A 14,270-nucleotide genomic window follows, 5' to 3' on the forward strand; every position below is an offset into this window, starting at 1 on the left:
GTGCATGAGTATGCAATAATGTTTCGGTGAGCCCTACGCCACCGAGAAACTCGAAGAGTTTGCGCCAGCAGAGCCTGCGGCAAATCCTCGAGGAGAACGAGATACTTAGCCAGGAAGAGGTCGTCGAACGGATGACCGGCCTGGGCTTCTCGGTGACTCAGTCCTCTATTTCCCGCGACTTTAAGGAGTTGAGTGTTTCGAAGATCGATGGCCGCTATGTGGTGCCTTCGGCTGTCAATCGCTTCTCGTTGTCGCGCTATGTTTCCGATACCGGTTCGGCGGGCGCCAATCTGTTCGTCATCAAGACGCAGAGCGGTTGGGCGTCGGTGGTTTCGGAAACGATGGACCGGGAGGGAGTCGAGGGCGTGGTCGGAACGGTGGCGGGAGACAATACGATCTTCGTCGCGACGGCCGATGCGATGGTTCACGCTAGGATCAAGGAGTTCCTCGAAAAACTTTGAAGAGAGTCGTCGTCGATAAGATTGGATCATCGTCCAAAAACGTTCCGCTGAGAAAGGAAATTCGCGTTTCCGAAGACGTGATCGCCAAGGAAGGCTATCTCGTATGTGGACGGGTCATTGGTCAGAAAACCAGCTACAACACGCTGGAAGGCACCGACGGCCGGATGATGGCGCTTCATGACGGCGACATTGTCGTGGGTGTACTGGGACACCGAAATGCGCTCCACGGCTATTCGGGCGTGGTTCCAGACGCGATCAAGGTCGGCGACCGGCTGAACATCCTTAATTTAGGCGGCGTTATCGGCAAATGCACGTCGGCTAACCCGCAGATTGGCGCTCCATTCGAGGTCGAGATTCTGGGTTCTGTGCTCGTTTTCCCCGAACTGGCTCAACGCAAGGGCATCCCCGCGCACATCGGTATGAACTCTATTGCACCGGCGGGGACGTTGGAGGATTCGAAGAGCACGCCGATCGTGATCATCGCGGGTACCTGCATGAACTCGGGCAAGACGTTTGCGGCGTCGGAGATCATCCGACACTTTCACACTGCCGGGCTCCGGGTGGCGGGCTGTAAGCTCAGTGGCGTTTCGCTTTTGCGCGATACGCTCAACATGTTCGACCACGGCGCGGAATATACGGCGTCGTTCAACGATGCGGGCATCGTGACGACGAATTCGGAGAACTCGAACGTCGGGGCGCGAAAGGTTTTGCAGAGCCTGTTGGAGACGGACGCGCAGGTGATCGTGGCTGAGCTTGGCGACGGCATTATGGGCACTTACGGCGTGCAGGACATTCTTAGCGATAAGGCGATTCAAGCGCGAACGAAGGCGATCGTTTTGTGCGCCAACGACCCGGTGGGGGCGTGGGGCGGACAAATCTTTTTGGAAGAGCAGTTTAAGATCAAAGCCGACGTGGTGTCGGGCCCGGTGACGGACCACGACGCGGGGGCGGGCTTTATTAGCGAGAAGCTAGGCGTGCCGGGGATCAACGCGGTTTCGAGCGGCAAGAAGCTCGCGGAGTTTCTGAAGAAGAAGGTGGGCCTATGATCAGCGTCGGCATTCTGGGCGGAACGGGATTTGGCGCGGGTGAGCTTCTGCGTCTTTTGGCCAACCACCCAGTAGCAAAGGTGGTGGCGGCGACGTCGCGATCTAGCGCCGGATCGGGCTACGATTCGGTTCATCCGCATCTGACGAGCATTTACGACGCGGCGTTTGTGGCCAGCTTGGAGGACGCCGGATTTGGCGATCAGGCGAACCAATGCGTTTTTTCGGCCCTGCCGCACGGCGAGAGCGGGAAGGCGGTCGAAGAGGTTTTGGCTAAGTTCCCCGAGGCGAAGGTCATCGACCTTAGCGGCGATCTGCGGCTTCGCGATCTGGACCAGCATCGCGAGCACTACGGGCATTCGCCAGACCTTGAAGCGATTCGTCGGGAGGCGGTTTATGGTCTTGCGGAGGTGAATTCGGAAGCCGTTGTTGGGGCACGAGTGGTCGCCAATCCCGGATGCTTGGCGACGGCTTCGGCTCTGGCTCTGTTACCGTTCGAGAACCGCGACCTGAAGTCGGTTCACCAGCATTTGGCGACGGGATCGTCGGGTTCGGGTAAGGATCCGAAGGCTTCGACGCATCACCCGGTCCGCCACGCGAATTTCCTTGCTTATAAGGCGTTGGAGCATCAGCACGTGCCGGAAGTGGTTCAGGTGCTTCAGGATCACCACGTAAAGGTCGATAACTTGCCGTTCGTCGCGCATAGCTTGCCGATCAGCCGGGGAATCTTAGCCACGACTTTTGTCGAACTGAATGCTCCGAGCACACAGGAGAACATTGAGTACCTGTTTGCCGAGTACTATGTCGGCAAACCATTCATCCGACTGCGTGGGGCGAAGGCAGCAGAGATCGAAAACGTGGTAGGGTCCAACTTCTGCGATATTTCGATCAAGGTGAAAGGGAACCAGGTGGTGATTCACACCGCCATCGACAACCTGGTGAAGGGAATGGCGGGGCAAGCAATCCACAATATGAACCTGATGTTTGGACTGCCGGAGACGACCGGCCTGTGGTTTGGAGGATGGAGACCGGTATGAGCCGCCACTTGATCAAGACCTTTGATCCGTTGCCGTTTCCGATCGAGCGGGGCGAAGGCGCCTATGTTTACGACGACCAAGGCAACCGGTATCTCGACTTGTACGGCGGGCATGCGGTTTCGTTGATGGGGCACAACCCGAAAGCGATCGTCGAGGCGATCACGGCGCAAGCCAACAAGCTGTTCTTCTACTCGAATGCGGCGGACACGTCGATTCGCGACCAGGCGGCGGACGCCTTGGCGGAGATCGTTCATCCGACGCTTGGCAACTTCTTCTTCTGCAACTCGGGAGCCGAGGCGAACGAGAATGCGCTGAAGCTGGCAATCCGGTTGACGGGGCGCGCTAAGTTGGCGGCCTATAGCGGGTCGTTCCACGGCCGGTCGCTTTTGTGCACCTCGGTTTCGGACAACCCGAAGACCAACGACGAGTTAGGCGAGTGGACAGGGGGGCGCGTGACGTTCTTGGAGCCGAACGACGAGGCGGGCCTTGAGCTTTTGAGCGAGGAGTTTGCGGCGGTGATTCTGGAGCCGATCCAGAGCATGGCTGGCATGACGCAGTTCACGCACGAATACCTTTGCAAACTGCGCGAGCTTTGTTCGCGGTTTGGCATTGTGCTGATCTTCGACGAGGTGCAGACCGGGTTTGGCCGCACGGGACAGAATTTTGTATCGGGTTTCTCCGGCGTCGAGCCGGACATGATGACGAGCGCAAAGGGCATTGCCAGCGGGTATCCGGTCGGATTGCTTGCCGTGCACGACAGCCTCGTCAGCCGCGTCAAAATGGGTGACCTGGGCTCCACTTATGGTGGAGGGCCGGTCGCAATGGCGGCGGTAAAGGCCACAGCCGAAATGCTGAAAGATGGCCGCATGGTGGAGCGAGTCCGCCAACTTGGCTCTGAATTTGAGAGCCTGATTCAAGTAAACGGGGTCGAGGAGGTGCGTGGGCAGGGGTGCCTGATTGGTCTCAAGACGGTCTTACCCGCCAAACAACTCCGCGACAAACTATTGGAGCATCGGATCATTACTGGAACCAGCAAAGATCCGTATGTGCTGAGGCTCTTGCCTCCGATCGTTTTGGAAGACGAGCACATCGCCGCCTTCCGAGTCGCCCTTGGCGCTTGTTTGCTATGAAAAACTTTGTTTCATTTCTCGATCATTCTCCCGAGCTAGTCCGGCAAATAGTGGAAGACGGCTTGGCGATTAAGAAGGGCGCGAAGGTGCCCAAAAACATCCTTGGAAAAACATTGGGCATGATGTTTTTCAACCCGTCCCTGCGTACGCGCGTATCGTTTGAACTCGCGATGAAGCAGTTTGGAGGCGAGGCGATCTCGCTTTCGGCCAGCGGGGACGTGTGGAATCTCGAATTTGGTGAGGGCGCGGTGATGAACGGCGCGACCGTCGAGCACGTGAAGGACGCGGCCAAGGTCTTGAGCCGGTATGTGGACGGCCTGGCGATCCGCAGTTTCGGCGAACTGAAGGACCTGACGGACGACCTGAGCGAGCGGGTTTTGAAGAGCTTTGCGAAGTACGCAGATATTCCGGTGGTGAGCATGGAATCGGCGACCGAGCACCCGGCGCAGGCGTTGGCGGACATGATGACGATTCGCGAGCGACACGGCGAGGACCGAGTGAAGTTCGTTTTGAGCTGGGCTCCCCACGTGAAGGCTCTGCCGATGGCGGTTCCGCATTCGGCGATTCTGGCAGCGGCGCATCTGGGGCTCGATATTACGATTGCGCATCCGCAGGGCTTTGATCTTGCGCCGAAGTTTGTGGACTACTCGCGCAACGTCGCGAACCAGTTGGGTGGCTCACTGTCGATCAATCATTCGCAAGAGGATGCGTTGGTGGGAGCGAAGGTGGTTTATGCCAAGAACTGGGCTCCATCTTCGGCTTATGGCAACCCAGACAAGCTGGCGCACATGCTGGGTGAGCACAGCGACTGGTTGATGACCGGCGACAAGATCGCGGGGGCAGATACGCTTCTGCACTGTCTACCGGTGCGACGAAATTTGGAGGTCGCGGACAGCGCGCTGGACAACCCGCGTAGTGCGATCTATGACGAAGCCGAGAACCGGCTTTGGGCTCAGGTAGCCTTGCTAGACACGATTTTTGCCCCTTAGAACCCTTATGACATCCCCTCAAATCTCATCCGTTGTCGACTTCTCCAGTATTCGAAGCGCGTTTCCGTACATCAAGACGTTTCGCGGGAAGCGGTTCGTGTTCAAGCTGGGCGGCGAGCTTTGCGAGAACAAAGCCACGCTCAAGCAGATCATGGAGCAGATCGCGCTCCTCAGCATGTTCGGGATCAAGGTTTTGATCGTGCACGGTGGGGGCAAGCACGCGACCGAGCTTGGCGAGCGTCTGGGCTACCGAAGCGCGTTCGTTTCGGGTCGGCGGGTGACGTCGGAAGAGATGATCGAGGTGGCGAAGATGAGCTTTGCTGGGGTGCTGAACTCGGACTTGGTGGCTTCGATGAACTCGCTCGGGATTCCGGCGCTGGGCATCAGCGGGGTGGATTTCAACCTGGTGCAGGCACACCGGCGTCCGCCGGTGAAGATTCACGACGATCGAGTGGGCGAGGAGCGGGAAGTCGACTTTGGTTTTGTGGCAGACGTGGACGGGATCAATTCGGCGGCTTTAGAGACGCTATTGAGTCTGGAGGCGGTGCCGATCGTGGCTTCGCTGGTGGCGGAGGACGACGGGACGATTTTGAACATCAACGCGGACACGCTGGCGACCGAGCTTGCGAAAGCGATGGGCGCTTCGAAGCTGATTCAGTTGACGGCGGTGGACGGGGTCATGAGCGACCTGAAGGACCCGGGTTCGCTGATCAGTGTGTTGACGGCGAAGGAAGCAGAGGCGATGATGAGCGATCCGTCGGTTTCGGGCGGGATGATTCCGAAGCTGAAGAACGCGGTGGCGGCGTTGGAAGGTGGTGTTGATCAGGTGCACATCATCAGCGGGACGAAGCAGGACGCGATTTTGCAGGAAATTTTTACGAACGAAGGTTCGGGCACGATGATCATGGGTTAGGGCACCCTTGACGAGGCAAGCGGTTGGTCCCTCGACATTGGTAGCATGGCCATATGGCCACCAAAAAGAAGGTGCCCTTTCTTCATGACTGCGTGCACAAGGGTGACGGCTCTGAACTCTTCGTAGTTCAGCCGGGCGAGTTTTACGACGCTCTTTTGCTTAACCGGGATCGGTTTCAGCAGGCAGTTGTTGTTTTGGGAGACGACATTTATGGCATCGCTAAGGAGCCTCATGTAGATGTGCTCGACTGCTCTAGCTTTCGGTACCTTGTCATGGCGCTAGGAACTGGTGTTAGCTTTGTAAAGGGCGTTCAATTACCTGAACCTCGGTATCAGAAGATCATCGTTGTTGCCGACGGGACTGACAACGCTGAGCAGTTTAGCAAGTCAGTTTTGGATGTTATGAGACTTTACTTTGAATCGCTCCTTCGATCCGGGCATGTTTTCTCGACCAAATACGTGGGATCGTTTGAATTCGAATTAGTTCGTGAGCCTTGAGGAGTGGTTCTGGGCGAAAAGTTTGGTGGGCAAGATGCCCACCTTCCCAGGAGGTCTGATATCCACCCGTGAGGGCAAATCAAAGAATTGGGAGAGGGAAGTGGGGTTTGCGTGGAACCTTATTTCCGGCGTTTGCGGGGCTTTTTGACCTGAGGTTTACGGGGTCGGTCGGCGTTCATCTTTTTCACGATGTCGCGGATCGATGTTGGCTGAGGTGGTCGAGCGGCTTCTTTGGCGGCTTTCTTCTCGGCTTCGATTTCTTCTCGCGGTCGCGGTTTGATGACCTCATCACCATAGCGCCACATGGCGGGCATGTCGCCTAGCGGTTCGTAATGTTCTGGCGTTTCGCCTTTGCGGCGGACCAGGCAGGCGAAGGCGCCTGCGCCAAGTCCCTGGTGTGGGTAGAGGCGGTAGGCGGGGAAGTCGGAGAAGCGAGAGCGGAATTCGGCCAAGTGCGGGACTTCGACAGCTTCCATATCCGGGTGGGTTTTGAGGAACCACTCGATGACCTTTTCGTTCTCCTTGGGGCTGAACGTGCAGGTGGCGTAGAGGATGGAGCCGCCGGGGCGGAGGCAGTGATAGCAGTTGCCAATGATGCGTCGTTGGCGACCGACGTTCATGTCGATCATGTTCGGCGCGAAGGCACCGAGGGCTTCGTCGCCTTTGGCGATCAGCGATTGTCCCGAGCAGGGGGCGTCGCAGATGACGAGATCGAAGCATTCTTTGTAGCGTCGGGCGAAAACAGAAGGGTCGGCGGACCAGACGAGGCTTCCTTCGCACTTGCACCGGTCGAGGTTGCCGATGAGGGTTGAGACGCGCTTGCGGATGATCTCATTGCAGAGCAGGACCTCGGGGTGGAAGGCTCGATAGGCGAAGACGGCTTTGCCGCCGGGCGACGAGCACATGTCGAGAACTCGCTTGGGCGGGGCAGCGACGGCGAGCATTGCCGACGCGGAGAAGACGGACGAGAAATCGAGCGAATAGTAGGCGCCTTTGGCGTACAACGGGTGCTTCGCGGCTTTGAATTCGGGGTCGCTGATGCGCTCGACGAAGGGCGGTTGCCATTTGAGGTGGCGGTCGCGGGGGAAGGACTTTATCTCGGGGCGATCCTGGAGGATGATCATCGCCATCTCTTTGGAATCGCCAGCGAGCATGGCCTCCAAGAACTCTTCCCGCTCGTCCTCCGACTCGAATAAGTCGTGGGCGGCTTTGAGCAACAGTCGGGAAGCGTCCTTGGCGGGCTTGGCCATGAGAATTAGAGTCCTAGCACGAGTTCGGCGACTTGAACCGCGTTGAGGGCCGCACCTTTCAGCAGTTGGTCGCCCGACAGCATGAGGCAGAGGGCGTTCGGATTGCTAAGGTCGTGGCGAAGGCGGCCGACGAGCACGTCGTCTTGGCCGCTGGCTTCTAGCGGGGTCGGGAAGTGGTTTTTCTCGCGATCATCGATGAGGCGAACGCCGGGAGCTTTCGACAGAGCTTCCCGGGCGTCCTCGATAGACGGCGCGGGACCATCGAATTCCATCGTCACGGTCTCGGTGTGAGCGCGAAGAATGGGAACGCGAACGCAGGTGACATTGATCTTGAGATCGGGCATTCCGAGGATTTTCTTGGTTTCCTCGACGACTTTCATTTCTTCTTCGTTGTAGCCGGTTTCGCCGACGGCGGTGTTGTGGCTGAAGAGGTTGAACGCGTAGGTTTGGCTCAGCGTGGTCGGCGGGAGTTCTTCGCCAAGCACTACGGCCTTCGTCTCACCTTCGAGTTGGCGCATCATACCGGCGCCGCCGCCGCTTGCGCTTTGGTAGGTGCTGACGATCAATCGCTGGAGCTTGCCGAGCTTGAGGATCGGGTTGATGGCGGTGCAGAGCAGGATTGCGGTGCAGTTGCCGACAGCGAAAAGGCGATTGTCGGGCGAGTAGGTCGACGGGTTGACCTCGGGCACGATGAGCGGCACGGCGGGGTCCATGCGGAATGCGCTGGAGTTATCGACCACCAACGAGCCGGCGGCGATGGCGTCGGGGACCAAAGCCTTAGATCGGGTTGCACCCGCAGAAAAAAATGCGACGTCGATGCCCGCAAAAGCACCGGGTTTGGCCTCTTCGATCGCGATGGATTCTCCCTTGAACGAAAGATGTTTACCGACCGATCGCTCGCTAGCAAGGAGCTTGAGAGATCGAATGGGGAAGTTTCTTTGTTCGAAGAGCCTGAGGAATTCTCCGCCAACGGCTCCGGTCGCACCAACTATTGCGACACTATAGGATTGAGACACTCCTAGTGTTGTACCGCAAATCATGGTAAAACCTGAGTCAATCATTGACCTCTTCGACTATATAAAGTGACTCGTGGTGCTTGGACAAAGAAAGATTTTGTGGTGGATTTCCCCTTGGGAACCACGACGCAACTTTTCCGGGAAGTAAATTATCCGGGCCCATCGGGCTGCTTCAAGGTTCTTAATTTCGATCAGGTCGTTCCTGAGAGCGTTGACGGTACTTCGGACTTTGGGTCGGAGACGTGGGGCCTGCTGATCAAACGGCAGGGCACGACGATTTTTAAGGCGGACGAGCACCAGAACCCGATGATCGTTCCGGCGGGGACGGTGATGCTGACCCGGGCGCGAAACCTGCGGATGCGGATCACGAAGGGGGTTCACGAATCGACGATCGTTTTGTGGAAGGCGTCTTCCTTGCCTCGGTTGGCGGCGAGCCTTGAGAAGTCGAAGCGATTTGTGATGGTGCAGAGCGTTCTGCCGCACCACCGGCATACGGTTTCGATCCTGCAGGGGTTGGTGGACGACCCGCATCGGCACTTTGAGTTGATGATGGTGGGATTGTTGTACACGACCATCGGAGTGATGATTTCGGGGAGGGATGAGTTGAACCTGTCGGCGATCGACCAGGGGTATCCAGATTCGATGAAGCCGCTGATCGATATGGTTCGGAAGGAACCGGCGCGGTACTGGCCGGTGCCGGAGGCGGCGAACATCGTCGGGTATTCGGACCATCATTTCTCGCGGATGTTCAAGCAGGCGACGGGGATGAAGTTCCAGTCGTTTGTGGAGCGGTGCCGGACGGCGTATGCGGTCGAGCTTTTGATCACGACAAAGCTGTCGGTGGACACGATTGCCAATAAGACGGGGTTCGGGGCTCCTCAGGCTCTGCGTGAGGCGTTTAAGAATGTGCTGGGGATTATTCCGAGCGATCTGCGGGGTTTCAACCACGTTTCGAAACCGTAATCCGCAACCTTTTTTCGGGCTTGTCGGTACTTCTAGAAAACAGTGAAAAATCGTTCGGGCTTGATTCTTTTCGTTGGCTCGCTGATTGCCGGGCTAATGAGCCTTTTGCGGGCGGGTTCCATTCCTGATCGGGTTCCGATGCATTGGAACTTGGCGGGTCAGGTAGACCGGTACGGCAGCCGATGGGAAGGGCTTTTGTTCATCCCGATCATGTCGCTGGTGTTGAGCTTTGTGTTCATGCTGATCGGCGCGGTTAGCGGGAGCCGGTTGCGCCAGAACACAGTGAAGGCGCTGAACATCATTTCGGCGGCGATGATGACGTTTTTCTTGGTCATCCACAACTTCATGTTGTCGGCTCAGCCGGATCGGATCCCGGGGATGATTCCGGGCGGATTGGCGTGTTTGATGGTCGTGATGGGGTTTGCGATCAAGGATGTGGAGCCGAATCCGTTTGTGGGGATTCGGGTGCCATGGACGATGAACAATCCGCTGGTGTGGCGCAAGACGCACGATCGGGCGAGCCGATTGTGGATTGTCGGCGGGGCGGTGGCGTTGGTGTTGGCGTTGTTGCATGCGCCGACGATATTGCCGATTGCGGTGTTCGTGGGGTTGATTTTGTATCCGATGTTGGATTCGTATCGGATTTCGAAGACGGGTTAGTTTTTCGGGGCGAGGGCAAGGGCGAGGGCATATTCACATTGGGGCGGGCAGGTACCCTATAGGCATCAATGCCCATCCGCGAAAGTGACGTCCTTGAAGCCCTCAAGAGCGTCATGGACCCCGACCTCCATCGTGACATCGTCACCCTTGGGTTTGTCAAAGACATCGTCCTTCAGCTTCCTCGCGTCGCGTTCAAAATCGACCTGACGACGCCGGCGTGCCCGGTCAAGGACCTTCTCAAATCGCAGGCGGAAGAGGCCGTTCTCGCCCTTGAGGGCGTCGAGACGGTTGAAATCGAGATGACGGCGACGGTTCGTCAGCGAAACCAGAAGCCGGAGGACCTGATCACGGGCGTCAAGCATGTAATTGCGATCGCGAGCGGTAAGGGTGGAGTCGGAAAATCCACCGTGACGGTGAACTTGGCGTTGGCGCTGGCGGCGACGGGGGCGAAGGTGGGAATTCTCGACGCCGACGTGTATGGGCCATCGATTCCGTTGATGTTGGGCGCGCAGAACGACAAGCCGTTTACGGAGGCGCAAAAGATTCTGCCCGTCCTGAAGTACGGGGTGCAGACGATGTCGCTGGGGTACCTGCTGGACGAAGACAGTGCGGTGCTGTGGCGCGGGCCGATGGTGGCGGGCACGGTGCGACAGCTTTTGGCCGATGTGGAGTGGGGCGAACTCGACTACCTTTTGGTCGATTTGCCGCCTGGAACCGGCGATGCCCCGATGTCGCTGGCTCAATTGGTGCCATTGACGGGCGTGGTGATCGTTTCGACGCCGCACAACGTGGCGGCGAACATTGCCGGCAAGGCGGTGCAACTGTTTAAGCGGCTGAACTCGCCGATTCTTGGCGTGATTGAGAACATGGGGCCGTACGTGGACGCGGCGACGGGCGAGACGCGAAAGATGTTTTCGGGGATGACAGGCGAGGAGCTTGCCCAGCATTTGGCGGTGCCTTATCTGGGTTCGATTCCGTTCGATCCGATCGTGTCGGAGTCGGGCGATGCAGGAACTCCGGCGGTGGTGGCGTACCCGGACACGGTTCAGGCGACGGCGTTTAAAGATTTGGCGGGCTCGGTGGCGCGCCAGGCATCGATTCGGACGATCAACGGCTAAGTCAGAGCTGGTTCAGCCACTGGACGAGGGGGCTGTTGCGGTTTTGGTGGAGGAAGACCGAGGGGTATTCCTCCTTGTTGATCCAGCGAAGAACCTGGAATTTTTGGCCGTCGAGAGTTTGCGGTTGGTCGCTGGAGGGGTCCCACCAACGGTTGGCAGGCACATCGAAGACGGGCATCTGGCGGGCCATGACGGGATCGAGCGGCTCTTCGCTACAAACCACCAGACCCTGGGCGGATTGGAGGGCAGCAGCCTTGGATTCACGATTGTAAATGATGTGGGGGATGCGGTTGACGCGGAGGAAGATGCGCAGGACGCGGCACATGGCATCGCACCGCTCTGGGTTTTCGTCCCAGGCGTGAATTTCGATTTGGCGCTCTCCGTAAAAGTTGGCGATGGAGGCCGCTACGTACGTCGCGGACATGAAATCGCCGAACCCGATAATTGCAAGTCTCTCAAACACCCGTGCGTTTCGTTTCCCGTTTCAAAGATAATGTTAGCTGATGGATGACTTTGATTTCGGAATGGAACCTGCCGAACTGAGTACGTCCGCAATGAATTTCAGCTTTGGCGCGGCGGGCAAGATTTCCAGTTTATGGGTTGCCGAATCCGGCGGAGCCTACGGCGGCGATCAACAATTCATTTCCGGTCCAATCGTTATTGGAGACGAAACTTCGGACGAATACGTTCCAGGGACGATTCTGCTTGGGACCCGGACGGATATCGAGGATCCATGGATCGTGAGCCGCAATACCGGCGGCGATCCCCAGGTGAGCGAGACGCAGGTCGATATCGACTACGACTTTTCGCTCCTCAGCGACCTGACGGTGAAAGGGAAGTTCTATGAGGACACCGAGCGGCCGGGAGTGGTCATTTGGGAGATCACGATTCGGAATAAGAGTCGGCAGAGCGTCGAAATTGGCGAACTTGGGTTTCCTCTGGCGCTGAATACGTCGCTGGAGGGCTTTCCGATCTCGGATGAGGGGATGAACTCGCTGTTGACCGAGCGGCTGATCGTGCAGAAGCATATCGGCGGGGCAGGAAGCTATTTGGTGGCGAAGAAGGTGTGTGGCGATCCGCCCGGGCTTCTGGTTTTTCCGGGGAAGGACACGTCGTTTGAGTTTTTCCATTCGGCGCCGCTTTCGATGCGGTTGTCGCCGGGTTGGTCGGGGATTCCGATCTTGTACGTACACTCGCAGGCAACGATCGAGCGGGAGGACTGGGGGGAGTGGTTCTTCGACCATACATCGCTCGTGATGGAGCCGAAGGAAGAGAAGACGTTTCAAATCTGCTTTGCGCCGGTTCTGGCGCGGCATGGCTACGATGTGCCGCTGGCCTTGGCGGAGTACGGTGTGCCGACATTTCGTCCGATTCCGGGTGCGGTCGTGCCGACCGACGTCACGTTGGCGGTCGAGGTTTCGGGCACGCGTCCGGCTGAATTTCTCTCCGACGACGAAGCGGCGGAGCTGGATTCTGAAAGCGACGAGTTTGGTGGCACAGTGCTGGTGCGGAGCCCAAACACCGGCCAGAACCGGATTGTGGTGAAGGACATGGACGGGCGGGAGGCGTGGGCGCATATCTACGTCGTCAAACCGATCAAGGACTTGATTGAGTCGCGGGCGTCGTGGATTTGTCGCAACCAGGTGATGAAGGACGGACCGTTTGAGCACGCGATCGTGCCGGCGGATTTATCCGAAGAGACGAAGGCAGTTGCCGAGTTCGACAACAGTTGGGCGATCATTTCCAGCTTGGCGGACGCAACGTTTTTGGCAGAGAAGAATCGAATTTACTTCGACCCCGACCAGGTGAAGGTCCTGGATGACTACATCGAGAAGTTTCTGCTTCAACGGTTCCACAAGCCGGGGCAGGGGACTTTTGGGGCGATCTGCCCACCCTGGAAGGATTCGATCGCGATGGATGGGAGCCGGGCCCAGCTTTATGTGTTGGCGGCGAAGTTCTATGTGTCGTGCGCGGACTTGGCGACGGGGGCTAGGCTGTCGCGGGTGGCGAACGACTATCTGGAGTTGGCGCGTGAGCTTTTGGTTGGGATGCTGAAGTTTGCCGACCGGGAAGGGTACGTGGCGCAGACGCTTTATGGGGCGAACGAATTGTTTCGGTTCGACGAATGGGCGGATTTGCGCGAAGGCTTCTTGGAGAAGACGCGGCTCCCGTTCTGGAACGGACGGTATTTCTCGCTGACGACTCTGAGCGAGGTGAGCGTGATGGCGGAGCTGACGAATTCCATGAGCGCGACCGGCTCGGTCGAGCAGTTGTGTCTGGCCCACAAATCGTCATCGCCTAACTGGTGGTCGTTTGGGGCAGAGCCGCGGCCGAGCGTGGATTACGAGGCGCATCCGTACCTGCCGGACTACGCCGAAGTGTTCCCCTCGTACACGAGCGTGAGTTCGTCGATGGCGATGACGACGTGGCTGAAGCGCGACTATACGCGGCTGGACGAAGCAGGTTTGCGGTTGGCGACTGGCGGAATGCTGGCTCCCTGGAGTTTGGTCCGGGAGGATGGAGCGTTGACGATGGGCTTTTGCCCGGATTTGGGATCGTCGCAAAGGGGCATCGTCAACTTTACGGGCGACGCTGGCTTTGCGCTGGCGGACTACCTTCGGTACTCGACGGGCTACTTGCTGTCGAGTTTCGACCGAGGTTTTGTGCCGCTTGGCGTGCATTTCGAGTCTTATCCGCGCGATGGGATGACGATCATCCGCTTGGAGCCGTGGGACGGCGTGGGTCGGCGAATCATGGTGCGGCACCTGAACCTTTCGGTCGAGGTCGAAGGTGCGAAGATCGACGTGATTGAGTTTGATGTGAACCTGCGATGGGCAAAGGTGACGCTGGACAACCCGACGGAGACGATGAAGCGGAAGACGCGCGTGCTGGTGGACGGGCTGTGGGGGACGAAGTTCGTGGTAACGGATGCGGATAGTAAGGTCGAGGACGGGGTTTTGGTTTTGGATACGGTGGTGGATGCGGGTCGGCTGAAGGAGATCGAGATTCGGGTGGTTTGAGGCTTGTCCTCGCTTCCCTTGCTCGACTCACCCGGTTCGCCAACACAGCGTTGTGAAAATTGGTTATTGGTGTTGGCTCACCGACCTCTCTATCCAAAGAGGTATCTCGGTTTGGTAGCCGGAGTGAAATCTTGGGAGACGAAGTTCGTGGTAACGGATGCGGATAGTAAGGT

At 58.0% G+C, this 14,270-nt stretch carries 14 protein-coding genes; 11 read left to right on the forward strand and 3 right to left on the reverse strand.

The genetic code is table 11. The features are described 5' to 3' along the window. Positions 1-26: 26 nt before the first annotated feature. The 7 genes from GC165_11795 to GC165_11825 are packed head-to-tail and all read left to right on the forward strand — an operon-like array spanning position 27 to position 6,070. Positions 27-461 (forward strand): hypothetical protein, encoded by a 435-nt coding sequence (locus GC165_11795; protein MBI1333546.1) that lies wholly within the window; start codon positions 27-29, stop codon positions 459-461. Further along, positions 458-1,507 carry a hypothetical protein gene (locus GC165_11800; GenBank protein ID MBI1333547.1) on the forward strand — a complete coding sequence of 350 codons (1,050 nt, stop codon included), beginning with the start codon at positions 458-460 and terminating at the stop codon, positions 1,505-1,507. The genes GC165_11795 and GC165_11800 overlap by 4 nt, the downstream gene beginning before the upstream one ends. Further along, a complete protein-coding gene (gene argC, locus GC165_11805) occupies positions 1,504-2,541 on the forward strand; it encodes an N-acetyl-gamma-glutamyl-phosphate reductase (protein MBI1333548.1) in 1,038 nt (345 codons plus the stop codon). Before GC165_11800 ends, argC begins: the two co-directional genes overlap by 4 nt. Beyond that, positions 2,526-3,671, forward strand: a complete 1,146-nt coding sequence (locus tag GC165_11810; protein MBI1333549.1) for an aminotransferase class III-fold pyridoxal phosphate-dependent enzyme — start codon at positions 2,526-2,528, stop codon at positions 3,669-3,671. Before argC ends, GC165_11810 begins: the two co-directional genes overlap by 16 nt. Continuing rightward, on the forward strand, positions 3,668-4,660 hold the full coding sequence (locus GC165_11815) for an N-acetylornithine carbamoyltransferase (protein MBI1333550.1): 993 nt from the start codon (positions 3,668-3,670) through the stop codon (positions 4,658-4,660). The genes GC165_11810 and GC165_11815 overlap by 4 nt, the downstream gene beginning before the upstream one ends. Before the next feature lie 7 nt (positions 4,661-4,667). Next, complete coding sequence (gene argB, locus GC165_11820) at positions 4,668-5,573, forward strand: acetylglutamate kinase (GenBank protein ID MBI1333551.1); 906 nt, start codon at positions 4,668-4,670, stop codon at positions 5,571-5,573. A 53-nt stretch (positions 5,574-5,626) separates the two neighbouring features. Next, positions 5,627-6,070 carry a hypothetical protein gene (locus tag GC165_11825; protein ID MBI1333552.1) on the forward strand — a complete coding sequence of 148 codons (444 nt, stop codon included), beginning with the start codon at positions 5,627-5,629 and terminating at the stop codon, positions 6,068-6,070. A 119-nt stretch (positions 6,071-6,189) separates the two neighbouring features. Here the strand turns inward: GC165_11825 and GC165_11830 are convergent, their stop codons facing one another. Both GC165_11830 and GC165_11835 read right to left on the reverse strand, forming a co-directional pair. Continuing rightward, positions 6,190-7,320 carry an RsmB/NOP family class I SAM-dependent RNA methyltransferase gene (locus GC165_11830; protein MBI1333553.1) on the reverse strand — a complete coding sequence of 377 codons (1,131 nt, stop codon included), beginning with the start codon at positions 7,318-7,320 and terminating at the stop codon, positions 6,190-6,192. Positions 7,321-7,325: 5 nt separating this feature from the next. After that, on the reverse strand, positions 7,326-8,360 hold the full coding sequence (locus GC165_11835) for an aspartate-semialdehyde dehydrogenase (protein MBI1333554.1): 1,035 nt from the start codon (positions 8,358-8,360) through the stop codon (positions 7,326-7,328). 78 nt (positions 8,361-8,438) lie between these two features. Between GC165_11835 and GC165_11840 the strand changes: the two genes are divergently transcribed. The 3 genes from GC165_11840 (at position 8,439) to GC165_11850 (ending at position 11,077) form a co-directional block, all read left to right on the forward strand. Continuing rightward, positions 8,439-9,299: a helix-turn-helix domain-containing protein gene (locus GC165_11840; GenBank protein MBI1333555.1), complete on the forward strand. Its 861-nt coding sequence runs from the start codon at positions 8,439-8,441 to the stop codon at positions 9,297-9,299. Between the two features lie 60 nt (positions 9,300-9,359). Further along, complete coding sequence (locus tag GC165_11845; GenBank protein ID MBI1333556.1) at positions 9,360-9,959, forward strand: DUF1648 domain-containing protein; 600 nt, start codon at positions 9,360-9,362, stop codon at positions 9,957-9,959. A 68-nt stretch (positions 9,960-10,027) separates the two neighbouring features. Then, the gene (locus GC165_11850; GenBank protein ID MBI1333557.1) at positions 10,028-11,077 is read left to right on the forward strand and encodes a P-loop NTPase; all 1,050 of its coding nucleotides are present in this window, start codon (positions 10,028-10,030) and stop codon (positions 11,075-11,077) included. A gap of 1 nt (position 11,078) precedes the next feature. Here the strand turns inward: GC165_11850 and GC165_11855 are convergent, their stop codons facing one another. Then, complete coding sequence (locus GC165_11855) at positions 11,079-11,501, reverse strand: hypothetical protein (protein MBI1333558.1); 423 nt, start codon at positions 11,499-11,501, stop codon at positions 11,079-11,081. A gap of 79 nt (positions 11,502-11,580) precedes the next feature. Between GC165_11855 and GC165_11860 the strand changes: the two genes are divergently transcribed. Then, a complete protein-coding gene (locus GC165_11860) occupies positions 11,581-14,097 on the forward strand; it encodes a hypothetical protein (GenBank protein ID MBI1333559.1) in 2,517 nt (838 codons plus the stop codon). The last annotated feature ends 173 nt before the right edge of the window (positions 14,098-14,270 follow it).

This window comes from Armatimonadota bacterium (assembly GCA_016125185.1).
GTDB lineage: Bacteria > Armatimonadota > Fimbriimonadia > Fimbriimonadales > Fimbriimonadaceae > Fimbriimonas.